Annotated in this window: 20 protein-coding genes and 3 pseudogenes; 9 read left to right on the top strand and 14 right to left on the bottom strand. The window is 72.4% G+C overall.

Translation table 11 applies throughout. The features are described from left to right. Nucleotides 1-67: 67 nt before the first annotated feature. Together ACTWP8_RS12610 and ACTWP8_RS12605 are read right to left on the bottom strand one after the other, a co-directional pair. Nucleotides 68-1,939: a glycoside hydrolase family 3 protein gene (locus ACTWP8_RS12610; protein ID WP_443322224.1), complete on the bottom strand. Its 1,872-nt coding sequence runs from the start codon at nucleotides 1,937-1,939 to the stop codon at nucleotides 68-70. Nucleotides 1,940-2,154: 215 nt separating this feature from the next. Then, nucleotides 2,155-2,775 (bottom strand): TetR/AcrR family transcriptional regulator, encoded by a 621-nt coding sequence (locus ACTWP8_RS12605; protein WP_443322223.1) that lies wholly within the window; start codon nucleotides 2,773-2,775, stop codon nucleotides 2,155-2,157. 107 nt (nucleotides 2,776-2,882) lie between these two features. Here ACTWP8_RS12605 and ACTWP8_RS12600 point away from each other — a divergent pair, with 107 nt between their 5' ends. Then, nucleotides 2,883-3,812, top strand: coding sequence for a hypothetical protein (locus ACTWP8_RS12600; RefSeq protein ID WP_443322222.1), 930 nt, complete (start codon nucleotides 2,883-2,885; stop codon nucleotides 3,810-3,812). 1,409 nt (nucleotides 3,813-5,221) lie between these two features. On the opposite strand, the pseudogene ACTWP8_RS12595 reads toward ACTWP8_RS12600, so the two are convergent. Continuing rightward, a pseudogene (locus tag ACTWP8_RS12595) lies at nucleotides 5,222-5,479 on the bottom strand (DJ-1/PfpI family protein); the annotation flags it as partial. Nucleotides 5,480-5,582: 103 nt separating this feature from the next. Then, nucleotides 5,583-6,488 (bottom strand): LysR family transcriptional regulator, encoded by a 906-nt coding sequence (locus tag ACTWP8_RS12590; RefSeq protein WP_443322221.1) that lies wholly within the window; start codon nucleotides 6,486-6,488, stop codon nucleotides 5,583-5,585. A gap of 100 nt (nucleotides 6,489-6,588) precedes the next feature. Between ACTWP8_RS12590 and ACTWP8_RS12585 the strand changes: the two genes are divergently transcribed. Further along, on the top strand, nucleotides 6,589-7,611 hold the full coding sequence (locus ACTWP8_RS12585; protein WP_443322220.1) for an EamA family transporter: 1,023 nt from the start codon (nucleotides 6,589-6,591) through the stop codon (nucleotides 7,609-7,611). Here the strand turns inward: ACTWP8_RS12585 and ACTWP8_RS12580 are convergent. Both ACTWP8_RS12580 and ACTWP8_RS12575 read right to left on the bottom strand, forming a co-directional pair. Then, nucleotides 7,556-8,239: pseudogene (locus ACTWP8_RS12580) on the bottom strand (sugar phosphate isomerase/epimerase family protein); the annotation flags it as partial. The gene ACTWP8_RS12585 and the pseudogene ACTWP8_RS12580 sit on opposite strands and share 56 nt — an antisense overlap. Before the next feature lie 253 nt (nucleotides 8,240-8,492). Beyond that, nucleotides 8,493-8,927 (bottom strand): winged helix-turn-helix transcriptional regulator, encoded by a 435-nt coding sequence (locus ACTWP8_RS12575; RefSeq protein WP_443322219.1) that lies wholly within the window; start codon nucleotides 8,925-8,927, stop codon nucleotides 8,493-8,495. Between the two features lie 70 nt (nucleotides 8,928-8,997). On the opposite strand from ACTWP8_RS12575, the gene ACTWP8_RS12570 reads away from it, so the two are divergent. Then, entirely contained in the window at nucleotides 8,998-9,645 is a 648-nt protein-coding gene (locus ACTWP8_RS12570) for an NADPH-dependent F420 reductase (protein ID WP_443322218.1), read from the top strand. 54 nt (nucleotides 9,646-9,699) lie between these two features. Here ACTWP8_RS12570 and ACTWP8_RS12565 read toward each other — a convergent pair whose 3' ends face one another. The 4 genes from ACTWP8_RS12565 to ACTWP8_RS12550 form a co-directional block, all read right to left on the bottom strand. Then, a complete protein-coding gene (locus ACTWP8_RS12565; RefSeq protein ID WP_443322217.1) occupies nucleotides 9,700-10,671 on the bottom strand; it encodes a bifunctional helix-turn-helix transcriptional regulator/GNAT family N-acetyltransferase in 972 nt (323 codons plus the stop codon). A gap of 106 nt (nucleotides 10,672-10,777) precedes the next feature. Next, nucleotides 10,778-11,062: a ribosomal protein L7/L12 gene (locus ACTWP8_RS12560; protein WP_443322216.1), complete on the bottom strand. Its 285-nt coding sequence runs from the start codon at nucleotides 11,060-11,062 to the stop codon at nucleotides 10,778-10,780. Nucleotides 11,063-11,121: 59 nt separating this feature from the next. Next, nucleotides 11,122-11,550 carry a protein-tyrosine phosphatase family protein gene (locus tag ACTWP8_RS12555; protein WP_443322215.1) on the bottom strand — a complete coding sequence of 143 codons (429 nt, stop codon included), beginning with the start codon at nucleotides 11,548-11,550 and terminating at the stop codon, nucleotides 11,122-11,124. A 48-nt stretch (nucleotides 11,551-11,598) separates the two neighbouring features. Next, the gene (locus ACTWP8_RS12550; protein ID WP_443322214.1) at nucleotides 11,599-12,684 is read right to left on the bottom strand and encodes a LacI family DNA-binding transcriptional regulator; all 1,086 of its coding nucleotides are present in this window, start codon (nucleotides 12,682-12,684) and stop codon (nucleotides 11,599-11,601) included. Nucleotides 12,685-13,401: 717 nt separating this feature from the next. Here ACTWP8_RS12550 and ACTWP8_RS12545 point away from each other — a divergent pair. Genes ACTWP8_RS12545 through ACTWP8_RS12535 form a run of 3 tightly spaced genes read left to right on the top strand, consistent with a single transcriptional unit; the run spans nucleotide 13,402 to nucleotide 16,570 of the window. Further along, complete coding sequence (locus tag ACTWP8_RS12545) at nucleotides 13,402-14,553, top strand: Gfo/Idh/MocA family protein (protein ID WP_443322213.1); 1,152 nt, start codon at nucleotides 13,402-13,404, stop codon at nucleotides 14,551-14,553. Continuing rightward, nucleotides 14,550-15,728 carry a dihydrodipicolinate synthase family protein gene (locus tag ACTWP8_RS12540; protein WP_443322212.1) on the top strand — a complete coding sequence of 393 codons (1,179 nt, stop codon included), beginning with the start codon at nucleotides 14,550-14,552 and terminating at the stop codon, nucleotides 15,726-15,728. Before ACTWP8_RS12545 ends, ACTWP8_RS12540 begins: the two co-directional genes overlap by 4 nt. Beyond that, the gene (locus tag ACTWP8_RS12535; RefSeq protein ID WP_443322211.1) at nucleotides 15,725-16,570 is read left to right on the top strand and encodes a sugar phosphate isomerase/epimerase family protein; all 846 of its coding nucleotides are present in this window, start codon (nucleotides 15,725-15,727) and stop codon (nucleotides 16,568-16,570) included. Before ACTWP8_RS12540 ends, ACTWP8_RS12535 begins: the two co-directional genes overlap by 4 nt. A 55-nt stretch (nucleotides 16,571-16,625) precedes the next feature. On the opposite strand, the gene ACTWP8_RS12530 is transcribed toward ACTWP8_RS12535, so the two are convergent. Next, nucleotides 16,626-16,934 carry a DUF937 domain-containing protein gene (locus tag ACTWP8_RS12530; RefSeq protein WP_443322210.1) on the bottom strand — a complete coding sequence of 103 codons (309 nt, stop codon included), beginning with the start codon at nucleotides 16,932-16,934 and terminating at the stop codon, nucleotides 16,626-16,628. A 222-nt stretch (nucleotides 16,935-17,156) separates the two neighbouring features. Beyond that, complete coding sequence (gene rbsK, locus ACTWP8_RS12525) at nucleotides 17,157-18,071, bottom strand: ribokinase (RefSeq protein ID WP_443322209.1); 915 nt, start codon at nucleotides 18,069-18,071, stop codon at nucleotides 17,157-17,159. 127 nt (nucleotides 18,072-18,198) lie between these two features. Here rbsK and recD2 point away from each other — a divergent pair, with 127 nt between their 5' ends. Next, a complete protein-coding gene (gene recD2 / locus ACTWP8_RS12520; protein WP_443322208.1) occupies nucleotides 18,199-20,439 on the top strand; it encodes an SF1B family DNA helicase RecD2 in 2,241 nt (746 codons plus the stop codon). 159 nt (nucleotides 20,440-20,598) lie between these two features. Then, entirely contained in the window at nucleotides 20,599-21,888 is a 1,290-nt protein-coding gene (locus tag ACTWP8_RS12515; protein WP_443322207.1) for a citrate synthase, read from the top strand. Nucleotides 21,889-22,449: 561 nt separating this feature from the next. Here the strand turns inward: ACTWP8_RS12515 and ACTWP8_RS12510 are convergent. Then, the gene (locus ACTWP8_RS12510; protein WP_443322206.1) at nucleotides 22,450-24,831 is read right to left on the bottom strand and encodes a heavy metal translocating P-type ATPase; all 2,382 of its coding nucleotides are present in this window, start codon (nucleotides 24,829-24,831) and stop codon (nucleotides 22,450-22,452) included. Nucleotides 24,832-24,839: 8 nt separating this feature from the next. Further along, nucleotides 24,840-25,079, bottom strand: coding sequence for a heavy-metal-associated domain-containing protein (locus ACTWP8_RS12505; protein ID WP_443322205.1), 240 nt, complete (start codon nucleotides 25,077-25,079; stop codon nucleotides 24,840-24,842). A gap of 198 nt (nucleotides 25,080-25,277) precedes the next feature. On the opposite strand from ACTWP8_RS12505, the pseudogene ACTWP8_RS12500 reads away from it, so the two are divergent. Beyond that, a pseudogene (locus ACTWP8_RS12500) lies at nucleotides 25,278-25,649 on the top strand (DedA family protein); the annotation flags it as partial. Nucleotides 25,650-25,817 lie beyond the last annotated feature (168 nt).

Here is a 25,817-nt window from a genome sequence, read left to right as displayed (position 1 = left end):
TGTGCCGTCCTCTACGCGGGGTGTCCGCACCCGCATACGGGAGCGCGCGGGAGCGCACCCGCACCGGTCAGTACGACAGCCCGTACCCCATCGGGTACAGCACCTGGGCCGGGTCGTCCGCCCGCGGCACCGGCACCGGCAGCCTGCCGACCGGCTCGGCCCCGCCCGCGACCACCCGCGCCGCGGCCCGCAGTTCCACGTCCGTCCAGGAGTAGGTCGCCAGCGACGCTCCGGCCCCGGAGTCGCCGAGCCGCGCGATGTCGTACGGATTGCGGATCGCGAGGTGCACCACCGGCACGCCGGTCTCCGCGAGTGACGAGACGAGAGTGCGCTGCGAGGAGGTGGCGGACACGTTGTACGTCGTCACCACGACCGCGTCCTTGCCGCGCGCCGCCGCCACCGCCTCGTCGATCTTCGCCTGTGTGGGGCTGGGCTGCGAACCCGTGCTGGTGGACAGCGCCGTGGCCGTGAAGCCCAGCTCGGTCAGGGCCCTGGCGAGGACGGCGGTCGGCGGGCCGCCGGTGCCCGACGGCGCGGCCGGGTCGACACCGGCCACCAGGATGTTCCGGTGCCTGCGCCGGGACAGCGGCAGCAGGCCGTCCCGATTGACCAGCAGCGTCGTGGTGCGCTCGGCGATCCGGTCCGCGGCGGTCAGGTGCGCCCGGGTGCCCACGACACGGTCCACGTCCTTGTCGCTGACGTACGGGTCGCCGAAAAGACCGCGGCGCGCCTTCAGTTCCAGCACCCGGAGGATCGACTCGTCGAGCCGCTTCTCGGCGATCTCCCCGTCCCGTACCGCCTTGAGGACGGCGTTCCAGGCGACGGGCAGGTCCGGCGGGTTGAGCAGCTGGTCGACACCCGCCTTGAGCGCGAGCACCGGCACCCGGTCGTCCCCGTACTTCTGCCGTACGCCCGCCATGCCGAGCGAGTCGGTGACCACCACGCCGCCGTAGCCGAGCCGTTCGCGCAGGATGCCGGTGAGGATCGGGCGGGAGAGGGTCGCCGGGTCGTCGGCGGGGTCGAGGGCGGGGAACAGCAGGTGGGCCGTCATGATCGAGTCGATACCGGCCTCGATCGCGGCTTTGAACGGCGGCGCGTCGAGCCGCTCCCACTCCTCGGCGCTGTGGGTGATGAGCGGCAGCCCGAAGTGGCTGTCGGTCGCGGTGTCGCCGTGCCCGGGGAAGTGCTTGGCGGTGGCCACGACCCCGGCGCTCTGGTAGCCCTCCACCTCTGCCGCGACCAGCCTGGCCACGGCCCCCGGGTCGGCGCCGAAGGACCGCACGCCGATGACCGGGTTGGCCGGGTTCACATTGACGTCCGCGACCGGAGCGTAGTTCTGCTTGATGCCCAGGGCGGCCAGCTCGGCTCCTGCGATGCGCGCGGCCGTACGGGCGTCCGCGCGCGAGGCGTGCGCGCCCAGGGCCATCGCGCCGGGGAGCAGCGTGGCGGGCGCGCCGACGCGGGCCACTATCCCGTGCTCCTGGTCGGTGGAGATGAGCAGCGGTACGGGCGTGGGCTGGGCGAGCCCGGCCTTCTGGATGCCGTTGGACAGAGCGGCGATCTGGTGGGGGTTGCGGGTGTTGTGCGCCCAGGAGAAGTAGATGATGCCGCCGACGTGGTACTTGGCGATCAGCTCTGCGGCATTGGAGACGCCCATCTCCTTCCGGTTGACCTCGACGTCGGCCGGGTCGGGGTCGGTGGCGGAGTGCCCGTAGACCCGCATGACGAAGAGCTGGCCGACCTTCTCCTCGAGGCTCATCCGGGAGATGAGCCTGCGGAGCCGCTCGCGGTCCGCGGGGGAGAGGGGACTTGCGGCGTGGGCGGCCGGGGCGGTGGCGGCCGCGGTGAGGGAGGCCGCCGCGGTGACGGCGGTGGCGCCGGCCAGGACGGTCCGTCTGGACGGTCGCGGTCTCGGAGCGGTCGTTTCTTCGTGGTGCACGTGCACTCCTTCCGGGAGGAGGTGCGTGGCGGCGGATTGAAGGAAACTTCCAGGAATTGTCGGTGAGACACGGATAGCCGGAAAGTAAGTGCCAGTCAATGGGAAGCGCCGGGCGGGGCGCCTGTCGAGGTGTACGCCGAGGCGCAGGCAGGCTCACTGGGGCGTACGCGGCTCCCCCGGAACGACCGGCGGGCTCACCGGGACGCCCGGCGGGCTCACTGGGACGTGCGCGGCGCCCGGCGCCGGCTCGGCAGACGCATCGTCAGCAGCTTGGCGCGCGGGGCAAGGCGCCGCACCATCGCGAAGACCGAGTCCGTACGCGACAGGTCCGCGTCCAGCACCGTGAAGAGGTTCACCCCGAGGTAGAAGGTGATCGCCGCGTTGGCCAGGTCGCGGGGCGGGGTCAGCCGGGCGAGCGCGGTGCCGCCGATCACCCGCTCCAGCGTCTCCTCGATGAACGCCAGCCAGGGCTCGGCCCGCTGCGACACCGGCTCGCGCAGCTCGGGCTTGGCGACAGCGGCCGCGACGAGCTCGGAGAAGAGCGTGATGTGGCCGCCTTCGAGGTCGTCGCGGTAGATGCGGGTGGCGGCCTCGGCCAGCTCCTCCAGGCTCTTCACCCCGGCGACCGTGGCGCTGTGCCGGGCCATCCGCTGGGCCGACGACTGGTCCAGGGCGGCGAGCAGCAAGGGGTCGACCCCGCCGAAGTGGTAGAAGACCAGCGCCGAGTTGACCCCCGCCTCCTTGGCGATCGTACGGGCGCTGGTGCCGCCGTAGCCGTGGGTCTTCAGGACCGCTGTCGCCGCCTCGATCAGCCGGTCCTTGGTGTCCGCCGTCATTGACCATCCTCCCGTCGAGCCTTCATCATACGGTTTAATCGAGTGATTAAACCGATCGATGAAAACTGATGAAGACCGATCAACCAACGGGAAGGCAGGGGGGATCCATGGACGAGGACGACAGCGGGCGGCCGGGGATATCGCGGGAGCGGTGGCTGCTGGGCAGTGTGCTGCTGGTGCTGTTCGCGGCGATGCTGCTCTACAAGGTTCTGCACGCGGGGCGCCTGGAGCAGACGGCCCTCTTCTACGTCGGCCTGCCGGCCTTCATCGCCCTGGCCGTCGTCGTCACGGCCCGGCCCAAGAGCGCGACCGGCACTGCCCTCGCCGGGGTCACGGTCGGGCTCGCGCTCGCCGGGCCGCTGCTCGACGAAGGGGTCGTCTGCCTCGTCATGGCGGCCCCGCTGTTCTACCTGGTGGCCGTGGGCATCGGCCTGATCGTCGACTACGCCGGGCGCAGGGACAACCGCGCGCACGCCTTCGCGGCGCTGCCGCTGCTCGCCGTGCTCGTACTGGAGGGGACGGGAGCGTACGAACTCCCGCGGGACGGGGCCGCGTCCGTGACCCGTTCGGTCGCCGCGAGCCCCGCGTCGTACGAGGTGGCGCTCGCCGCGCCGCCCCGCTTCGCCCCGCCGGAGCCGGTCTTCCTGCGCGGGGTCCCGTTCCCGCGGCCGCGGAAGGCCGAGGGCTCCGGGCTCGACGTCGGCGACCACCGCAGCATCACCTTCACCCCGCGCAAGTCCCTCGGGATCGCGGCGCGTCCGACGCCGCGCATGATGCGGCTGGTCGTGGCCGAACGGGCGCCGGGCCGCGTCGTCTTCGACATCGAGCGGGACACCACGCTGGCACGCTGGCTCGACCTCGGCTCGGCGGAGGTGACCTGGCGGCCCGCGGCCGGGGGGCGCACGGAGGTCACCTGGACGCTGCGCTACCGCCGCACGTATGACCCGGGCTGGTACTTCGGTCCGCTGCAGAGGTACGGCATGGAGCAGGCCGCGGCGTATCTGGCGGACACCTTCTCCGCGGGAGCCGCGCGGTGATCCCGTCAACCGGCCATGCCCACCCTGTCAGCTCCGGAGAGCCGGGGCGCCTGGCAGCGGGGAAGGGCCGGTCATGAGCGGGGCCGGGGCCGAAGCGGGGGTCGCGCTCGTCCGCGGCGCGTGCCTGTTCGGGCCGCTCGTCGCGACCGCTGTGGCCGTCGGCCTCCGGCCGCCCGGCCGCCGTGCGGTGGCCGCCGCGATTCTGGCCACTGCCTGGAACGCGGTCTGGCTGCCCGCCGTCAACCTCCTTGCGGTACACGTGGGTTGGTGGTCCTTCGCCGCCGAGGGCGGGACGGCCGCCGGGCTGCCGGTCGACCTGCTGATCGGTTGGGCGCTGCTGTGGGGTGCCCTGCCCGTGCTCGCGGGCGCCGACCGGCTTCCGCTGCCACTCGTCGCCGCGGGCCTCGCGTGGTTCGACCTGGCCGCGATGCCGCTCGCCGAGCCCGTCGTACGGCTCGGCGGCGGCTGGCTCGCGGGCGAGGCGGTCGCCGTCGCCGCCGTCCTCGTGCCGGGGCTGCTGCTCGCCCGCTGGACGCTGCGGGCGCAGCGGCTCGCCGTACGGGCGGGGATGCAGATGCTGCTCAGTGGCGCCCTGATGTTCGCGCTGCCGCTCGCCCTCGTCCGCCCGGAGCTGCCCGGCGGCCGCGCCGGAGCGGCGGTCACGGTCCAGCTCCTGGCGGTGCCGCTGCTGCTGGGCGCTGTCGCTGTGCGGGAGTTCGTGCAGCGCGGCGGCGGCACACCCGTCCCGTACGACCCGCCGGCCCGGCTGGTCACCAGCGGCCCGTACGCGTACGTGCGCAACCCGATGCAACTGTCGATCGTGCTCAGCCACGCGCTGCTCGGCCTGATCGCCCTCGACTGGCGGCTTCTCGCCGCCGCGGCCGCCGCCTTCGCCTATGGCGCCGGGCTCGCCGACTGGCACGAGAGCGCCGGGCTGCGCGCCGCGTACGGGGAGCGGTGGACCGCCTACCGCGCCGGGGTGCGGCCCTGGCTGCCCCGCCTGCGGCCCTGGCCGGGCACCGCACCGGCCCGCCTGTACGTGGCGGAAAGCTGCGGTCCGTGCAGCCAGTTCGGCCGCTGGGTCGCCCGGCGGCGCCCGGTCGCGCTGGAACTCGTCCCGGCCGAACACCATCCGCGGCCGCTGCGCCGCATGACGTACGAGACGGATGACGGGGCCGTCACGGCCGAGGGCGTCGCCGCGCTCGGGCGCATGCTCGGCCATCTGCACCTCGGGTGGGCCGTGCTGGGCTGGCTGCCGGCCGTACCCGGGCTGCGCTGGTTCGCACAGCTCTGCGCGGACGCGCTGGGGGCCGGCCCCCGTGACATCCCGCACCGGGCGGGGAGTTGGCGACCACGCCTCCGGCGCGGTGCGACGCAGGTCAGAAGCCGGCCGGTCAGAAGTCGGCGGGTCAGAATCCGGCCGGCTCGAGTCCGGCGCTGCGCCAGGTGGTGCCACGGCGTTCGTGAGCGAAGAGCTGCTCGACGGCGTGCGCGAAACGAGGGCCGAGTTCCCGCTCCAGCAGGTACAGGCCGAGATCCAGGCCGGATGTGACGCCCGCCCCCGGTCACCAGGTCCCCGTCGTCGACAACGCGCGCGTCCACGGCGGTCACCCCGGTGGCTCCAGCAGGTCCAGGCCGTGGTGGTGCGTCGTGGCGCAGCGGCCTTCGCGCGACGGCGGCAGTGGCGCTGCTGCCAGTGTTCAACGGATTCCCGCCAGCCGCTCCGCACCGCTGTGAGCTGCGTGGATCGCGATGGATCGGCGTACCCGCTCAGGCCGCGAGCCGCGGATAGTGGTCGCGAAGGACGCGGACCGCTTCCCTGATGGCCGGGCGGCGGGCCGCGCCCGGACGCCACATCGCGTAGAGGCGGCGGACCGGCGTAGGGTCCAGGGGCAGCGCGACCGCGCCGTCCGGCAGGCGGTCGCGGCCGAGGCGCGGCACCAGCGCGATGCCGAGACCGGCGGCCACCAGCGCGAGCTGCGTCGAGTACTCGGCCACCTGGTACGCGAGATCCGGCTCGTGCCCGGAGGCGCGCAGCGTCCGTACGAGCCAGTCGTGGCACACCGAGCCCGGCGGCTGGCAGATCCACCGCTGCCCCGCCAGGTCCTCACGCGTGAGCTTCGCGCGCCGCGCCAGCGGGTGCCCTGCCGGTACGACCACGTCCGACGGGTCGTCACCGATCACCGCCCGCTCGACCCCCTCGGGCGCGGGCAGCGGCGAGATGTCCCAGTCGTGCGTCACGGCCAGGTCGATCACGCCCTGGGCCACGAGCCCCGGTGTCATGTGCGGGTCAATCTCCGTGAGTCGGGTGTCCAACGATGGGTGGCACTCGGCGAGTTCGGCCAGCACACCGGGCAGCAGACCGCGCGCCGCCGTGGCGAACGCCGCCACCAGCAGCCGTCCCGAGGGCTGCCCCCGGCGCTCCTCCAGCGTCGTCTCGGCCCGCTCCACGATGGCCAGCAACTGCTCGGCGGTGGCGGCCAACTGCTGGGCCGCGTCGGTCAGGACGACCCCGCGGCCCTGCCGCTCGAGCAGCGTCGTACGGGTCTCCCGCTCCAGTTTCGCGATCTGCTGGGACACGGCCGAGGGCGTGTAGCCGAGGGCGACCGCCGCGGCGCCCACCGAGCCGTGCACGGACACCGCGTGCAGCGCCCGCAGCCGGGACAGATCCAGCATCGGTCCCCCTCCTTCTCCCCGCTCACTTCAGCATTACTGCATCCAATCATGAAGAGTTCCGCGCTGGTGCTTCACAGTCACCGGCGGCCATCCTCGGTCCATGCGTCCTGCACACATCGCCCTGGCCGTCCTCGTCGCCGCCGTCTGGGGAGTGAACTTCGTCGTCATCGAGATCGGGCTCGACCACTTCCCGCCCCTGCTGTTCTCCGCGCTGCGCTTCCTGGTGGCCGCGCTGCCCGCCGTCCTCTTCGTACGGCGGCCGCCGGTCGCGTGGCGCTGGCTCGTCGCGGTCGGTGTGGTGCTCGGCGTCGTCAAGTTCGGGCTGCTCTTCACCGGCATGCACCTGGGCATGCCCGCCGGGCTCTCCTCGCTCGTGCTGCAGATCCAGGCGGTGTTCACGGCGGTCGTCGCGGCCGTGGTGCTGGGCGAACGGCCGGGCCGTACGCGCGTGCTGGGCATGGGGGTGGCGCTCGCGGGCATCGCGGTCGCCGCTGTCGACGAGGGCACGTCGGGCCCGATGCTCGGCTTCGTGCTGCTCGTCGCGGCCGCGTTCTTCTGGGGCGTGTCCAACGTCCTCACCCGCATGGCCGCCCCGCCCGACGCCCTCGCCTTCATGGTCTGGGTCAGCCTCGTCCCCGTACTCCCGCTGCTCGGCCTCTCCCTGCTCCTGGAAGGCCCGGACGCCGACCTGGAGGCGCTGCGCTCGCTCGACTGGAGCGGCGCGGGGACCATCGTGTACGTCGCCTGGGTCACCACCGTCTTCGGCTTCGGGGCGTGGGGGTTTCTGCTCCGTACGTATCCCGCGTCGTCGGTCGCGCCCTACTCGCTGCTGGTGCCGGTCTTCGGGATGTCCTCGGCGGCGCTGCTGCTCGGGGAGGGGATCAGCCCACTGCGGTGGTGTGCGGCGGCGCTGCTGGTCGGCGGGGTCGCCGTCACGTCTTTCGCGGGGACGGGGACCTTCGGGCGGAGCGGGCTCACGCGCTCTGGGCTCAGGCGGACTGGGCGAGCAGCCACGACAGATGGTCGCGGGCCGGTTCCAGCAGCGGCGGAAGCTCCGCCGCCTGCGGGTACCAGCGCTTCTCGTACTCCCAGCACAGCCAGCCGTCCCAGCCCGCGCGGCTGAGCAGCTCGATGGTCTCGGCCAGCGGCAGCACGCCCGCGCCGAGCGGCAGCGGGGCCGTGTCGTCCGCGGTGGCGATGTCCTTGACCTGCACATAGCCGAGGTGCGGGGCCAGTACGGCGAAGGTGGCGGCCGGTTCCTCGCCGCCGCGCCAGGGGTGCATCACGTCCCAGATCGCGCCGACGCTGCGGTGGCCCACCAGGCCCAGGATGCGGGCCGCGTCCACGCCGCGGCAGTGCGAGTCATGGGTCTCGAGCAGGAGCCGGACGCCGAGGTCGGCGGCGTGCGGGGCCGCCGCCGCGAGGCGGCGGGCGGCGATCGCGTCCGCCTCCTCCACGGGCTGGTCACCGCCGCCGGGGAAGACCCGGACGTACGGGGCGCCCAGGTCGCGGGCGAGCGCGACCAGTTCGGAGAGCTCGTCGATCACGGGCTCGTCGTCGCCGGGCGCGGCCACGCGCGCGTAGCCCGCGACGGTGAGGATCTCCACCCCGGCCGCCTTGAACTGCTCGACGACATCGACGCGTTCCGAGAGCCCGATGCCCGGGTGCACGGGCTCCTCGGGGTGGGCCCGCAACTCCACCCCGTGGAAGCCGCTGCCGGAGGCCAGCCGCACGACGTCCGCGACCGGCATACCGGGCACTCCGAGGGTCGAGAAGGCGAGTTTCACGGCTGCTCCTGGGTGGGCTCCGGCAAGCAGTTGCTACGGGCGGACGGATGCCAGCGGACGTATGCAGCGCCCACCCTACGGTCAACCCTGCCGGGCGGCCGCCCCCCGCGCATCCGGGCGGCTTGAACAGGCCACGGCGGGCCGGGGCGGGGCGGGGTCCGGGAGCTCACCGGGAGCTCACCGGCAGCTCGAGGCCCGTCGCCCGCGCCGCCCGAGGTCAGCGCTTGCCGCTCTCGGCCCGCTCGGTGCTCCGGGCCCGCTCGGCGTCGTAACGCCGCTGGGCCGCCAGTACTTCCGGCATGTGCGACTCGACGAGCTCGATCAGTCCGAGCAGCCGCTCGGCGGTCCTGCGCCCGAGCGGGGTGAGGCTGTAGTCGACGCGCGGCGGATTGGTCGGCTGCGCGTCGCGGTGCACGAGTCCGTCGCGCTCGAGCGCATGGAGGGTCTGGGACAGCATCTTCTCGCTGACGCCGTCGACGCGGCGGCGCAGCTCGTTGAAGCGGCACGGGGACTCGCTGAGGGCGCCGAGGGTGAGGCTCCCCCAGCGGCCGGTGACGTGCTCGAGCGTGGAGCGCGAGGGACATGCGCGCTCGAAGACGTCGAACTCGGGGTCATTCATGCGCTGAGCATACGCTTCCACAGTGCTATCCATTAGTTAGCGCTAACTCTCGCGTTGTGCTTTCTGTCGGAAAGTGCTTGGCTTGGGACCAAGGAGGCAGAAGATGAAGATTGGCATCATCGGCGCGGGCAACATCGGCAGCCAGATCGCGCGGCTCGCCGTCGCACAAGGCCACGACGTCGTCATCAGCAACTCCCGGGGCCCGGAGACGCTGCCGCGGCAGCTGTTCGCCGAACTCGGCGACAAGCTCACCGGAGCGACGGCGCGGGAGGCCGCGGAGGCGGGCGAGATCGTCCTCGTTGCCATCCCGCTCAAGAACTACGCCCAGGTCCCGGTCGAGCCGCTCGCCGGCAAGGTCGTGATCGACGCCAACAACTACTACCCGCAGCGCGACGGGCAGATCCCCGAGCTCGACGACGAGTCCACCACGACGGCGGAGCTGCTCCAGGCACACCTGCCGGAGTCCCGCGTCGTCAAGGGGTTCAACCACATCATGGCCGCCGACCTGACGGCCGACGCCCAGCCGGCCGGCGCGGACAAGCGGCGCGCTCTGATCGTCGCTGGCGACGATCCGGAGGCGCGCAAGGTGGTCGCCGACCTGATCGACTCGTTCGGCTTCGACCCGGTCGACATCGGTCCGCTCGCGGAGGGCTGGCGCATCCAGCGCGACACCCCGGGCTACGTCAAGCGCCTCACCGCACCGGAACTCCGGCAGCAGCTCGCGGAGGCCAAGCGCTACCGGGACATGTGATCACGGCGGTAAGTGATCAGGGCGGCACGTCATCGGGGCGACGAGTGACCACGGCTACGAGTGAGCGGGGCCCTTGGGGTCCGGTTCGTGGAGGTCCAGGCGCCAGTCCTGGCCCACGAGATCGGCGCCGTAGCTGTGGTGCGGCTTCTCGGCGATGAGCTGGAAGCCCGCCCGGACGTAGATCTTCCGGGCCGCGGTGAGGACGTCGTTGGTCCACAGGACCAGCTCGCGGTACCCCGCCTCGCGGGCGAAGCGGATGCAGGCCCGGACGAGCCGGTCCCCGATCCCGTATCCGCGCGCGGCGGGGTCCACGAGCAGCAGCCGCAGCCGGGCGGCGCCGGGCGCCGCGTCCCGTACGCACATGACGGAGCCGACCGCCCTTCCGCCCAGCTCGGCGATCCACACCCGCTCCAGCAGCGGGTCGTGGTCCTCGGCGAAGTCGGCGACGATGCGGGCCACGAGCGCCTCGAACCGTACGTCCCACCCGTACTCGGCGGCGTACAGCGCGCCATGCGCCTGCACGATCCACCCGAGATCCCCGGGCCCCGGCTCCCGCAGCCGCACCTCCCCCCTGCCGGCCGCCGGCTCGGTGAGCGTGGAGCGCACGGTGCGCAGGGCCCGGGTCAGCTCCCGGACCTGCGTGCCGTTGCAGCCGAGCAACAGCTCGGCGACGGCCTCCCTGGACCGTTCGTCCAGCTCAGCAGCCGCAGCCCGCCCGGACTCCGTGAGCCGGACCTGCTGGTGGCGCGCGTCCTCCGCGTACCGTTCCCGGGCGATCAGCCCCTGCTCCTCGAAGCGGCCGAGCATCCGGCTCAGATGCGAGGGTGCGAGACCCAGTTCCTCGCGCAGGCGCTGGACGCGCGTGAGGCCGCTCCGGGCGAGCTCGTAGAGGACCCGGGCCTCGCTCAGGGAGTAAGGGGTGCGCAGCTTCTCCGGATAGTCGAGAGCGCCGATGAGCCGGGTGTAGACGCGGTTGAACTCGCGGACTTCTGCCACGGCGGAGTCGAGATCGTTGATCGGGCTCATACGGGCACCCCCCTTCACGGACTGGTCGACCCAATAGTTGCTCTCGGTCAAGCATTTGGGGAAGGGGGTGGTGACCCCGGGGTTCCGGGGCAGCCCGGCCGCAGGATCAGCGTGGGCCCGGCATGCGGTCGACCGCGTCCTTGGCCTCCTTCAGGCCGGCACCCGTGACCTCGCGGTAGACCTTGATGGCTTCGATCTTCTTCCCCTCCTGGACCAGCGCACCGACCCGGTCCAGTGCGGGGTCGGCCTCGCGGATGCCCAGGTGGCCGAGGACCAGATCAACGTCGCGCTCCACGCGGGCGATTCTGCGGTCGATCCGGTCGAGCTTGCGCTCCAGGGCAGCGCCCAGCAGTCCGACGAGGGGGATGAGGAGGTACACCGCTATGTCCATGGTCCGCAGATCCTAGTCACCGCGGAACAGCCGCTCCCGCGGGGCGCGTTGGACAGCCGCTACGGGAAGCGGGAGACGAAACGGCGCTGCCAGGGTGTCTCAACGGCGCGTGGAGCGTAGTGCTCCCGGACGTAGGCGACCGCCTGGTGGCTGGGCACCCCGTCGAGCACAGCGAGGCAGGCCAGCGCAGTGCCGGTGCGTCCGTGTCCCCCGGAGCAGGCGATCTCTACGCGCTCGGCTTCAGCACGTACCCATGCCTCGCGCAGCGCGTCGGCGGCTGCGGGGCGGTCGGAGGGGAGCCAGAAGTCGGGCCAACGAAGCCATCGGTTTTCCCAGGTTACGGGCGGTGGCCGACGGCCCAGCAGATAGAGCGCGAAGGCGGGCTGCGGGCCCTGCGGGAGCGGGTGTCGCAGTCCCCGGCCGCGGATGAGCCGGCCCGACGGCAGACGCAGCACACCCGGCGTCGTGGGCTCCCATGTCGCGGTCACGGCGCGAGCGTAGCCTCTGCTCAAAGGGGGTGCTACGCGGTCACAGCACTATGCGGCCGACGGCGGCGGAGCCGTGGACGCGCGGGCCATCAGGTCGGCGCGGATCGTCGCCACGCCCCCCGGCGGCGGGGTCTCGCGGCCCATCGCCAGCCGTCCCGCCCTGGCCCCCGCCTCGTGCAGCGGCAGCCGTACGGTCGTGAGCGCGGGTACCGCGTCCACGCTGAAGGGCAGGTCGTCGAAGCCGGTGACCGAGACGTCCTCCGGTATGCGCAGGCCGCGGTCGCGCAGGGCCGCGCAGACGCCCAGCGCGATCGAGTCGTTGGCGGCCGCGATCGCGGTCAGGTCCGGGCTGCGGCGCAGGAGTTCGAGGGCCGCGTCGTAGCCGGAGGCGCGGTCGTACAAGCCGTGAACGGTCAGCCGGTCCGCGCCCTCGGCGAGCCCGGCCGCGGCGAGGGCGGCGAGGTGGCCCTCGAGGCGGTACCGCGTCGTGGTGCGGTTGGCGGGGCCCGCGATGTAGCCGATCCGGCGGTGGCCCAGCGCGAGCAGGTGCTCGGTCAGGCGCTGGGCGCCGCCCTGGTTGTCGAAGGCGAGCGTGACGGCGGCGGGCGGCGCCTCGCCGTCGGCGCCGGGGGCAGTCGTCAGCGGCGGGCGGCCGCAGAGGACGACCCGCGTCCCCGCCGCCGAGAGCCGGCCGAGCTTCGCCGTCACGGCCGCGGCGTGCTCCGGGTCCTCGACCGCGCCGCCGGTCAGCACGACCGCGGCGGCGCGCTGCCGCTGGAGCAGGGTGAGATAGGTGAGTTCGCGCTTGGGCGAGCCGCCGGTGTTGCACACCACGGCCAGCTTCTCGCCGCCCCTGCCGTTGGGCCGCCCGCCGCCGATCTCGGACTGGACGGCGCCGGCGATGATGCCGAAGAAGGGGTCGGCGATGTCGTTGACGAGGATGCCGACCAGGTCGGATGTGGCGGCGGCGAGCGCGCTCGCGGGGCCGTTCAGCACGTAGTCCAGCTCGTCGACCGCCCGCAGCACGCGGGCCCTGGTCGCCTCCGAGACGGGGTAGTTGCCACTGAGCACGCGGGAGACCGTGGCCGACGAGACCTGGGCGCGGGCCGCCACATCCGCCAGGGTCACTGCCATCTCTTCCTCCGCCTGGTGAGTGCCGTGAGTGGTGCGGACGGTCGTGCGCGAAGGCCCCCTGTTTTCAAGCGCTTCGACTGCCCGGACACATGCTCTCACTTCGTGTGACAAGTGGTGGAGGGGTTGCGCTTCCTACTGCACGCCCCCTTGTCCAGACATGTGAGTCGTCTCTGGAGCTTCTCCTGAACAAGCGCTTTCCATCGCCGTCGAAGCAACGTATCCCATGCCCCTGGCCCACCCATACCCGCACCCGGACCGCTGGGCCCACCCGCCTCTCGATCCCCATGAGCCCGCGCGCCGCTGTCGCCCGGCTGTCAGCGCTTTCCAGGTGCTGGCCGGCGACGAGACCGGAGGTACCGCGGTACATGGGGGTCTCGGTGCTGCGGGCGGGCAGCGACGAAATCGAAAGGGACACCTCCACATTTGTTGCGCTCACAACGGCCGTGACGATGGGGAGTTCGTGTCGTTGATAGGACCCGCCCGGGCCGCGGCCGCCGGGTCCCTGCCGGGGCCCACGGCCGGAGCGGGTCGGGTTCCGCCGGAGGGCTCGGTGAGGCTCAGTCGGCCACCCCTTGGGACAACTGCCCGCGCACCCCCTCCTCTTGAAGCGCAACAGCTCCGCAGGCTAGCTTTCCGATGGAAAGCGCTTGCTGTGCCGTGCGCTGCCCGACGCCCGACCTCCGCGCACGCCCGCCACACCAGAGGGGGAGCACCCACGTGAGACGTAAGACCGTGCGGATCGCCATGAACGGCGTGACCGGTCGGATGGGCCACCGGCAGCACCTCGTACGCTCGATCCTCGCCATCCGCGAGCAGGGCGGCCTGGATCTGGGCGGCGGCGTCGTGCTGTGGCCCGAGCCGGTTCTCATCGGGCGCCGCGCGCACGTCCTCAAAGACCTCGCAGAGCGCCACTGCCTGGAGCACTGGACCACCGACCTCGACGCCGTGCTCGCCGACCCGGCCATCGACATCTACTTCGACGCCCAGGTCACCTCCGCCCGCGAGACGGCAGTGAAGAGAGCGATCGCCGCGGGCAAGCACGTCTACTGCGAGAAGCCGACGGCCACCGGCCTCGACGGCGCGCTCGAGCTCGCCCGGCTCGCCGAACGCGCCGGGATCAAGCACGGCGTCGTCCAGGACAAGCTCTTCCTCCCCGGCCCGCTCAAGCTGAAGCGGCTGATCGACGGCGGCTTCTTCGGCCGGATCCTGTCGGTGCGCGGCGAGTTCGGCTACTGGGTCTTCGAAGGCGGCTGGCAGGAGGCCCAGCGGCCCTCCTGGAATTACCGGGCCGAGGACGGCGGCGGCATCGTCAGGGACATGTTCCCGCACTGGGAGTACGTCCTGCACGGCCTGGTCGGCGCCATAAGGACCGTGCAGGCGCACGTCACCACCCACATCCCGGCCCGCCGGGACGAGGAGGGCAGGCTCTACGACGCGACGGCCGACGACGCGGCGTACGCGATATTCCAGCTCGACGGCGGGGCGGTCGCCCAGATCAACTCCTCCTGGACGGTCCGGGTCAACCGCGACGAGCTGGTGGAGTTCCAGGTCGACGGCACGGAGGGCTCCGCGGTCGCCGGTCTCCGCAACTGCCGCGTACAGCACCGCTGCACGACCCCCAAGCCCGTCTGGAACCCCGACCTCCCGGCCGCCGAGCGCTTCCGCGAGCAGTGGCAGGAGGTCCCCGACAACGCCGACTTCGACAACGCCTTCAAAGCGCAGTGGGAGCTGTTCCTGCGGCACGTGGCGCTCGACGAGCCGTGGAGCCAGGACCTGCTCGCGGGCGCCCGCGGGGTGCAACTCGCGGAGCTCGGCCTCAGATCCGCGGCGGAGGGGCGCCGCCTGGACGTACCGGAGCTGAAGCCGTGACGATCCGACTCCCCGGCGCCCGCGGCGCGTTGCGCATCTACGAACCGCGGCGCGAGCCCGCACCGTACGCCCGTGCCGTCCCGGCCGCCCGCCCGCAGAGCGCACCGGCCTCCCGTACGGTCTTCTCCGCCGCGCACGTCGTCGCCGACCCCCTCGCCGACACCACACCCGACGGGCCCGCCGCCCTCGACTGGGACGCCACGTTCGCCTTCCGCCACCACCTGTGGTCCCACGGGCTCGGTGTCGCCGAGGCGATGGACACCGCCCAGCGCGGCATGGGCCTGGACTGGGCCGCCGCCGCCGAGTTGATCCGCCGCTCGGCGGCCGAGGCGAGGGCCGTCGGCGGCCGTATCGCCTGCGGGGCCGGGACCGACCAACTCGCCGCACCCGCCGCGGGCCTGGCCGAGGTACGGGCGGCGTACGAGGAGCAGCTCGCGCTCATCGAGGACGCCGGTGCGCAGGCCATCCTGATGGCTTCCCGCGCGCTCGCCGCCACCGCCCGGGGCCCCGAGGACTACCTCGAGGTCTACGGCCATCTGCTGCGCCAGGCCGCCGCGCCCGTGATCCTCCACTGGCTCGGCCCGACGTTCGACCCGGCCCTCACCGGCTACTGGGGCAGCGAGGACCTCGACGCCGCGGCCGCTGCCCTCCTGGAGGTCATCGCCGCGCACCCCGACAAGGTGGACGGCGTCAAGGTCTCCCTGCTCGACGCCCGGCGGGAGACCCGCCTTCGCCGCCGCCTCCCGGACGGCGTGCGCTGCTACACCGGCGACGACTTCCACTACCCCGAGCTGATCGAGGGCGACGAGCACGGTTTCAGCCACGCCCTGCTCGGCATCTTCGACCCGATCGGCCCGCTGGCCGCCGAGGCCGTACGCGTCCTCGACACCGGCGACACCCAGGGCTTCCGCGAGCTCCTCGACCCCACGGTCGAGCTGTCCCGGCACCTCTTCCAGGCCCCGACCCGCTTCTATAAGACAGGTGTCGTCCTGCTGGCCTGGCTGTCGGGGCACCAGTCGCACTTCACGATGGTGGGCGGCCTCCAGTCCGCCCGGTCGCTGCCCCACCTGGCGCGGGCGTACGAACTGGCCGACGGGCTCGGCCTGTTCCCCGACCCGGCGCTGGCCGAGGCCCGGATGAAGTCCCTGCTCGGCCTCCAGGGGGTGCTTCAGTGACTCCGGTGAAGGCGGGTGGTCTGGCGAGGCTGAGCCTCAATCAGGAGACCATCAGGCAGTGGTCCCTGCCCGAACTCGTCGAAGGATGCGCCCACGCGGGCGTGCCGGGCGTCGGGCTGTGGCGCGCGCCGGTCCAGGAGTACGGGCCGGGGCGCGCGGCCCGGCTCGTACGGGACGCGGGCCTGGCGGTCACGAGCCTGTGCCGCGGCGGCTTCTTCACCGCGGCCGACCCGGCCGGGCGGGCGGCCGCGCTCGAGGACAACCGGGCGGCCGTCGACGAGGCCGCGGTGCTCGGCACGGAGACGCTGGTCCTGGTCTCGGGCGGGCTCCCGGAGGGGAGCCGCGACCTGGCGGGGGCCCGGGAGCGGATCGCGGACGCGCTGGTGGAGTTGGCGCCCTACGCCGCCGAGCGGGGCGTACGGCTGGCGATCGAGCCGCTGCACCCGATGTACGCCGCGGACCGCTGCGTGGTCTCGACCCTCGCGCAGGCGCTCGACCTGGCCGAGCGCTTTCCCGCGGGTCAGGTGGGCGTGGTCGTGGATACCTATCACCTGTGGTGGGACGACACGGTGGCCGCGCAGATCGAACGCGCGGGACGCGGCGGCCGTATCGCGGCTTTCCAGCTCGCCGACTGGGTGACGCCGCTGCCGGAGGGCGTGCTGCTGGGGCGCGGGCAGCTGGGGGACGGCTGCGTGGATCTGCGCTGGTTCCGGGAGCGGGTCGAGGCGGCGGGCTACGGCGGGCCGGCCGAGGTCGAGATCTTCAGCCCGGGGCTCTGGGCGCGCGACGGGGCCGAGGTGCTGGCGGAGATCGCGGAGCGCTACGTGACGCACGTGCTCTAGCCGGAGGGCGCGGCGGCCGGGGGCGAGGCGGCCAAGGGCGCCGGGTTTCTGTCGATCAGTTACGGGCCCGGCGGCGCTCGGCGACGACCGACAGCACGACCGGGAGCAGGAGCTCGAGCGCCCGGGTGACGGAGTCGAGCGGCAGCCCGGTCCGCGCTGCCACGGCCTCGGCGGTGGGGGCGGTGATCCGGTCGAGGACACCGGCCAGCGTGCCCTCGCCGATCGTGCCGGGGACGACGGAGACGGTGGCCTCGACGACCCCGCGGGCACCGTCGGCGTCGGTGCCGAGCTCCCCCGCGAGCTCCTGGATGCGGTCGTCGCCGAGCTCGGCCAGCACATCCCTCAGCAGAGATTCGTCCCTCATGGGTCAAACGCTACGGCGCGGGTGTGACGTCGGCACGTCGAGTAACGGAACAGTAACTGCCGGAATCCGTGCAACCCTTCCGGACCTTCGCGGGTCGTACAGGGCGTCAAGCTTCCTGTGGAGGGCCCGAGGGGGGATTCCGGGAGGCTTGGGGTGGGGGGACCCGCGAGGGGGCCCGGCCAGGGGGCCGGGCCCCCTCGGTTGTGCCCGCCCGGCGTCCGCTCACGGTGCGGGGACCTCCTCCGCCGCGGGGAAGGACTCCTGCGCCCCGGCCCGCGTCACCGCCGCGGCCCCGACCCGTACGGCGAACCGTACGGCTTCCTCCAGGTCGTCACCGGCCGCGAGCCGCCAGGCCAGCGCCCCGGTGAAGGCGTCGCCCGCGCCCGTGGTGTCCACGGCCTCCACCGGCGGGCTCGGCACCCGCAGGGCCTCCCCGTCGCGGCCGGCCACGAGTGCTCCCCCGGCGCCCAGGGTCACGACCACGGAGCGGGGCCCGCGCTCCAGCAGCGCGGACGCCCAGGCCTCGGGCTCGGACGCGGCGGCGGCCGGGTGGCCGCGCAACAGGAAGCGGGCCTCGTGTTCGTTGGCCACCAGGGGGTCGCAGGCGGCCAGGACTGCGGCGGGCAGCGGTGCGGGCGGCGAGGGGTTGAGGACCACCCGGGTGCCCGCCGCCACGGCCGCCCGTACGGCCGCCGCCACCGTCGCCGGCGGGATCTCCAGCTGGAGGGAGACCACGCGGGCGGCGGCGAGCAGCGCACCCGCGTCCGTCACGTCGCCGGGCGTGAGGCGGGCGTTGGCGCCGGGGGAGACCACGATGCTGTTGTCACCGGCGGGATCCACCGTGATGAGGGCGACGCCGGTGGGGGCCCCGCCGGTCAGCACGGCCGCCGTGCCGACGCCCGCCGCGCGCAGCGACTCCAGCAGCAGACGGCCGTGGGCGTCGTCGCCCACGCGCGCGAGGAGCGCCGTACGGGCGCCGAGGCGGGCGGCGGCGACGGCCTGGTTGGCGCCCTTGCCGCCCGGGTGGACGGCCAGGTCCGAGCCGAGGACGGTTTCGCCGGCCGCGGGGCGGCGGTCGACACCGATCACCAGGTCGGCGTTGGCCGAGCCCACGACCAGCAGGTCGTATGTGTCCATGCGCTGAGCCCTCTCTCTGATCGCCTGCCCGCTTGATCCGCCGCCTGCCCGCCGGATTCGTCTGATCCGCGGGGCAGGTTATCCACAGGCCGACCGCGCTGTCGGTCTGCGGCGATAACGTCGGGGCATGGTGCAGCTTGCCGTGGTCGAAGGGGTCCTGGAGCGGATCACCTATGCCAATGAGGAGAACGGCTACACGGTCGCCCGGGTCGACACGGGCCGGGGCGGCGGCGACCTGCTGACCGTGGTCGGCTCGCTGCTCGGCGCGCAGCCGGGCGAGTCGCTGCGCATGGAGGGCCGCTGGGGCTCCCACCCGCAGTACGGCCGCCAGTTCACGGTCGAGAACTACACGACGGTGCTGCCCGCCACGGTCCAGGGAATCCGGCGCTATCTCGGCTCCGGACTGATCAAGGGCATCGGGCCGCGGATCGCCGAGCGGATCGTCGAACACTTCGGCATCGACACGCTCGACGTCATCGAGGAGGAGCCCAAGCGGCTCATCGAGGTCCCGGGCCTGGGCCCGAAGCGTACGAAGCTGATCGGCGCGGCCTGGGAGGAGCAGCGGGCCATCAAGGAGGTGATGGTCTTCCTCCAGGGCGTCGGCGTCTCCACCTCCATCGCCGTCCGGATCTACAAGAGTTACGGCGACGCCTCGATCTCAGTGGTGAAGAACGAGCCGTACCGGCTGGCGGCCGACGTCTGGGGGATCGGCTTCCTGACCGCCGACCGCATCGCGCAGGCCGTCGGCATCCCGCACGACAGCCCCGACCGGGTCAAGGCGGGCCTGCAGTACGCCCTTTCGCAGTCGGCCGACCAGGGCCACTGCTATCTGCCCGAGGAGCAGCTCATCGCGGACGCGGTGAAGCTGCTCCAGGTCGACACCGGGCTCGTCATCGACTGCCTGGGTGAACTGGCCGCGGAGGATGAGGGCGTGGTCCGCGAGACCGTCCCCGGAGGGGAGCACGGAGAGCCGGTCACCGCGGTCTATCTGGTCCCGTTCCATCGCGCCGAGATCTCCCTCGCGGGGCAGCTGCTGCGGTTGCTGCGCACCGAGGAGGACCGGCTGCCCGCCTTCCGGGGAGTGGACTGGGACAAGGCCCTGGCGTGGCTGGCGGACCGTACGGGCGCGGACCTGGCGCCGGAGCAGCAGGAGGCCGTCAAGCTGGCCCTGAGCAGGAAGGTCGCGGTGCTGACGGGCGGCCCGGGCTGCGGCAAGTCGTTCACCGTACGGTCCGTGGTCGAGCTCGCGCGGGCCAAGAAGGCCAGGGTGGTCCTGGCGGCCCCGACCGGCCGGGCGGCCAAGCGGCTGTCCGAGCTGACCGGAGCCGAGGCCTCCACCGTCCACCGGCTGCTGGAGCTCAGGCCCGGCGGCGACGCGGCCTACGACAAGGACCGGCCGCTGGACGCCGACCTGGTGGTGGTCGACGAGGCCTCGATGCTGGACCTGCTGCTGGCGAACAAACTGGTGAAGGCCGTGCCGCCGGGGGCGCATCTGCTGATGGTGGGGGATGTGGACCAACTCCCGTCCGTGGGCGCGGGGGAGGTGCTGCGGGACCTGCTGGCGCCGGACAGCCCGGTGCCCGCCGTCCGGCTGACCCGGATCTTCCGCCAGGCCCAGCAGTCGGGCGTGGTGACGAACGCTCACCGCATCAACTCCGGGGCGCCGCCCATCACTCACGGACTGCCGGACTTCTTCCTGTTCGCCGAGGACGACACGGAGGAGGCGGGGCGGCTGACGGTCGATGTGGTGGCCCGCCGCATCCCGGCGAAGTTCGGTCTCGACCCGCGCCGGGACGTGCAGGTCCTCACCCCCATGCACCGCGGGCCCGCCGGGGCCGGGACGCTCAACGGGCTGCTCCAGGAGGCCGTCACACCCGCCCGCCCCGACCTGCCGGAGCGCCGCTTCGGCGGCCGCGTCTTCCGCGTCGGCGACAAGGTCACCCAGATCCGGAACAACTACGAGAAGGGGGCCAACGGCGTCTTCAACGGCACCGTCGGCGTCGTGACCTCCCTGAACACCGTGGACCAGCGGCTGACCGTCCTGACCGACGAGGACGAGGAGGTGCCGTACGACTTCGACGAACTGGACGAGCTCGCCCATGCGTACGCCGTGACGATTCACCGGTCGCAGGGCAGCGAATATCCGGCCGTGGTGATCCCCGTCACCACCGGTGCCTGGATGATGCTTCAGCGCAACTTGCTCTATACGGCGGTGACGCGGGCGAAACGCCTGGTCGTGCTGGTTGGATCGCGCAGGGCGCTGGGGCAGGCGGTGCGCACGGTCTCGGCGGGCAGGCGCTGCACGGCCCTGGATCACCGGCTCAGCGGGGCCGCCGGGATGGGTACCCGGGTCACACGCGTTTCCTAAAAGAGGCGAAGAGGAGCAGGATGGGGCCGCACGCGCGGCACTGCGTGCCATCCGTGGGCCTTGCGGCCGACCCCGAGTGCACGGCCCCGTGCCAAATGGGGGAAGCTGGAGATAGTCAGGGCACCTCGAAAAAGAGGCACAACGTCGGTGAGGGAAGACGTGAGCGACAACTCTGTAGTACTGCGGTACGGGGACGACGAGTACACCTACCCGGTGGTCGAGAGCACCGTCGGTGACAAGGGCTTCGACATCGGAAAGCTCCGAGGTCAGACCGGTCTGGTGACCCTGGACAGCGGTTACGGCAACACCGCCGCGTACAAATCGGCCATCACGTACCTCGACGGGGAGCAGGGCATCCTGCGCTACCGCGGTTACCCGATCGAGCAGCTGGCCGAGCGCAGCACCTTCCTCGAGGTCGCGTACCTGCTGATCAACGGCGAGCTGCCCACCGTCGACGAGCTGGCGAGCTTCCGCGAGCAGATCACCATCCACACGCTGCTGCACGAGGACGTCAAGCGGTTCTACGACGGCTTCCCACGCGACGCGCACCCGATGGCCATGCTGTCCTCCGTGGTCAGCGCCCTGTCGACGTTCTACCAGGACAGCCACAATCCGTTCGACGAGCAGCAGCGCGACCTGTCGACCGTCCGGCTGCTCGCCAAGCTGCCGACCATCGCGGCATACGCGTACAAGAAGTCGGTCGGCCACCCGTTCGTCTATCCGCGCAACGACCTCGGCTACGTCGAGAACTTCCTGCGCATGACGTTCTCCGTGCCGGCCGCCGAGTACGACCTCGACCCGGTCGTGGTCAGCGCCCTGGACAAGCTGCTCATCCTGCACGCCGATCACGAGCAGAACTGCTCGACCTCGACGGTGCGCCTGGTGGGCTCCTCGCAGGCGAACATGTTCGCCTCGATCTCCGCGGGCATCAGCGCCCTGTGGGGGCCGCTGCACGGCGGCGCCAACCAGTCGGTGCTCGAGATGCTCGAGGGCATCCGCAACTCCGGCGGCGACGTCGACACCTTCATCCGCAAGGTGAAGGACAAGGAAGACGGCGTGAAGCTGATGGGCTTCGGACACCGCGTCTACAAGAACTTCGACCCCCGGGCGAAGATCATCAAGGCGGCGGCGCACGACGTCCTCTCGGCGCTCGGCAAGTCCGACGAGCTGCTCGACATCGCCCTCAAGCTCGAGGAGCACGCGCTCGCCGACGACTACTTCGTCTCCCGCAAGCTCTACCCGAACGTGGACTTCTACACCGGTCTGATCTACCGGGCCATGGGCTTCCCGACCGAGATGTTCACCGTGCTCTTCGCGCTCGGCCGGCTCCCCGGCTGGATCGCCCAGTGGCACGAGATGATCAAGGAGCCGGGCTCCCGCATCGGCCGCCCGCGCCAGATCTACACCGGCATCGTCGAGCGCGACTTCATCCCGGTCGAGAAGCGCTGAGGTCACCGCTCCGGATCCGGACCACTCGCTGGATCCGGACCGCCCGCTGAGCGGACCCCTCGCGGAAGACGCGGAACTCGCGCAACTCGCGGAAGACTGACGCGGAACGGCGGAAAGCGCCCCGCCCGATCGATCCCCCCACGGGTCGATCAGCGGGGCGCTTCCCTTTCCCGGTTCGGATTCCCCCCACGGGATCCGGCCGGGCGTCTGCTGGCCATACAGTTCACGGGTACGCCCGTGCGACTGCCGGGACCCGTACGGTCGGGAGGGCCGCTCAAAGCTCCCCGCGCACGTGCCCCGGCCACGCACAAACCCAGTCCGTCCCCCAAGACGAACCCGGTCTTGCTGATGCCTCACCCCGCCGGGAGTGTGGCATCGCAATGGTTAGACTCGCGACCCCCCAAGATGGTTACGTTGCCAACTCTGTGATCTGGGTCTCTTGCCATAAGTGCACCAATACGGGCAAGAGCCCCGATCTGAAGATCGAGGCCCCTGCGTAAGAGTGCTGTGACCCATGTGGGGATTATGTAAAAGTCTCGGGGCCCTGTGAAGGTGCCCGACTCATCTGAAATTTCGGAGCCTGAGGCTGTTGGTCACGACGAAGACCGACGAGAAGGCCATCGCGGCCCCGGCGATCATGGGGTTGAGAAGCCCGGCGGCGGCCAGCGGCAGTGCGGCGACGTTGTAGCCGAATGCCCAGAAGAGATTGCCCTTGATCGTCGTCAGCGTCCTGCGGGAGAGCCGGATCGCGTCCGCCGCCACCCGAAGATCACCCCGTACGAGCGTCAGGTCGCCGGCCTCGATCGCCGCGTCCGTGCCCGTGCCCATGGCCAGGCCCAGGTCCGCGGCCGCCAGCGCCGCCGCGTCGTTGACGCCGTCGCCGACCATGGCGACGACCCGGCCCTCGCTCTGCAGCCGCCGCACGGCGTCGACCTTCTCCTCAGGCAGCACCTCGGCCATGACCTCGCCGATGCCCACCGCGCGGGCCACCGACTCGGCGACGGGCCGGTTGTCGCCGGTCAGCAGCACGGGAGTCAGGCCGAGCCGGCGCAGCTCGGCCACCGCCTCGGCGCTCGACTCCTTGACGGCGTCGGCGACGGTGAGCACGCCCCGGGCGCTGCCGTCCCAGGCGACGGCCACGGCCGTACGCCCCTCCGCCTCGGCCTCGGTCATGGCGGCGGCCAGCCGCTCCGGCAGCTCGACCGACCTCTCCTCGAGGAGTCTCCGGCGGCCGACGAGCACCTTCCGGCCGTCGACGACGCCCTGGACGCCGAGACCGGCGACGTTCTCGAAGCTCTGCGGCGTGGGCAGCGGTCCCACGCGCTCGAGGGCGGCCGCGGCGATCGCGCGGGCGACCGGGTGCTCGGAGGCGTGCTCGAGGGAGCCCGCGAGCCGCAGCAGTTCGCGTACCCCGGCCTCGTCCCGTACCGCGGCCTCGTCCTGTCCCGCGGCCCCGTCAGTCCCGTCGTCTCCACCGGCCGTGAGGACGCCCTGCAGGGTCATCCTCCCGGTGGTCACGGTGCCGGTCTTGTCCAGCACGACGGTGTCCGCGCGGCGCGTGGACTCCAGGACCTCCGGGCCCTTGATGAGGATCCCGAGTTGCGCGCCCCGGCCCGTACCGACCATGAGCGCGGTCGGCGTGGCCAGGCCGAGGGCGCACGGGCAGGCGATGATCAGCACCGCCACGGCGGCGGTGAAGGCCGCGGTCATGTCATCGGTGGCCAGCAGCCAGAACGCCAGCGTGGCCAGCGCGACGAGCAGCACGGTGGGCACGAAGATCCCCGAGATCCGGTCGGCGAGCCGCTGCACCTGCGCCTTGCCGCTCTGGGCGTCCTCGACGAGCGCGGCCATGCGCGCCAGTTGCGTGTCCGCCCCGACCCGGGTGGCCTCGACGACCAGGCGCCCCGAGACGCCGACCGTGCCGCCGGTCACGCCGTCGCCCGCGGACACGTCCAGCGGCACCGACTCGCCGGTCAGCATCGAGGCGTCCACGGCCGATTCGCCCTCGATCACGCGACCGTCCGTGGCGATCTTCTCGCCGGGGCGTACGACGAACCGGTCGCCGACCGCCAGCCGTGCGACGGGGATCCGCTCCTCGTGGCCGCCGGGGCGGAGCACCGACACGTCCTTGGCGCCGAGTTCCAGCAGGGCGCGCAGCGCTGCGCCCGCCCTGCGCTTGGACTTCGCCTCCAGGTAGCGGCCGAGCAGGATGAAGGCGGTCACTCCGGCCGCGACCTCGAGGTAGATCGTCGACGACCCGTCCGTACGGGAGACGGTGAGGTCGAAGCCGTGCCGCATGCCGGGCATCCCGGCGTGGCCGAAGAACAGCGCCCACAGGGACCATCCGAAGGCGGTCAGCGTGCCGAGGGAGACGAGGGTGTCCATGATGGCCGCGCCGTGCCGCGCGCCCGTCCAGGCGGCCCGGTGGAAGGGCAGCCCGCCCCACACCACGACCGGCGCGGCCAGGGTCAGGGACAGCCACTGCCAGTTGTCGAACTGCAGGGTGGGCACCATGGCCATGAGGACCACGGGCGCGGCCAGCAGCAGCGTGACCAGGAGCCGCTGCCTCAGGGCTCCGGCCTCACCCTCGTCGTCGGCTGGGGGGCGCGCGCCGTCCGCGTGCGCACCGGCGGCGGGCGGAGTGGACGGTTCCGGCTCGGGCGGCGGGGGCGGGACGGCCGTGTAGCCGGTCCTCTCCACGGTGGCGATGAGGTCGGCGACTTCGAGCCCGGCCCCGTACGACACCACGGCCTTCTCGGTGGCGAAGTTGACCGTGGCGGTGACGCCCTCCATGCGGTTGAGCTTCTTCTCGACGCGCGCGGCGCAGGACGCGCAGGTCATGCCGCCGATGGTGAGCTCGATCCGCGAGGCGTCCGGGCCTGAGTCGCCCGCAGTCGCCGCGGGCGAGGGGGATGGCGAAGGAGCCGGAACCGTACTGGTCATGGCGGTTCCTAGGAGGCCGGACCGGCGAACTCGTAACCGGCCTCGTCGACGGCGGCGCGTACGGCCTCATCGGCCAGCGGGGCCGCGGAGACCACGGTGACCAGCCCGGTGGTGGCGACGGCCCTGACGGACGCCACCCCCTCGACGGCGGAGATCTCTTCGGTCACGGCTCCCTCGCAGTGGCCGCATGTCATGCCCTTGACCCGATAGGTGGCGGTGACGGGCCCGGTCGTGCTCTCGGTGCTCATGGGAAGCTCTCCTTGCGCTTGCAGGTTGTAGAGGGTGTATCGCGCTTCGGCGTCCCACTGTACCCCTAGGGGGTATGTGTTTCGGGCGGGCCGCACGGCGACCGCGGGTAGGCTTTGTCGTATCCAGCCCGCATCTGTCGGCTTCGTCCAACGGGCGTGGCGCAGGTGGTGCGGCTCCTCGGCGAGGGGCGGCCCCTCATGGAAGTGCTGTGGATCTACGGTCTGTTGGCGCTCACGACTGCCCCGCCGCTCCTGCCCAACTCCGGACTCCTGGTGGCCGCGGGCGTCCTCGCCTCGCGCGGCAGTCTGGACCTCGCGCTCGTGCTGCTCGTGGTCGCGGGCAGCGCGCTCCTCGGCGATCTGCTCATGCACGCCACGGGGCGGCGGTTCAGCAGCCCCGTGCAGGGCTGGATGGGACGCAATCGCAGGCGCCGGGCCCTGCTGGAGTGGCTGGCTCTGCGGATCGAGCGGCACGGCGTGCCCTTCGTGGCCGCCGTACGCTTCCTGCCCAGCGGGCGTCTGGTCGGTGGTCTCGCGGCAGGCGTGGTGCGCTACCCGGCGCGGCGCTATCTGATCGGCGCGGGCATCGCCGAGGCGATCTGGGCGACGTACTCGGTGGGGCTCGGCTATCTCGGCAGCGCGGCGGCGGGCGAGCCGCTGTACGCCGCGGCCATCGGCATCGGGGTCTCGGCGGTGGTGGCCGGGGCCGGCGGGATGATTCAGGCGGCCGCGCGCGGG

It is taken from the genome of Streptomyces sp. 7N604 (assembly GCF_052245475.1).
Taxonomy (GTDB): domain Bacteria; phylum Actinomycetota; class Actinomycetes; order Streptomycetales; family Streptomycetaceae; genus Streptomyces.
Note: the sequence above shows the minus strand (reverse complement) of the source record. Positions and strands in the feature narration are given on the sequence as shown.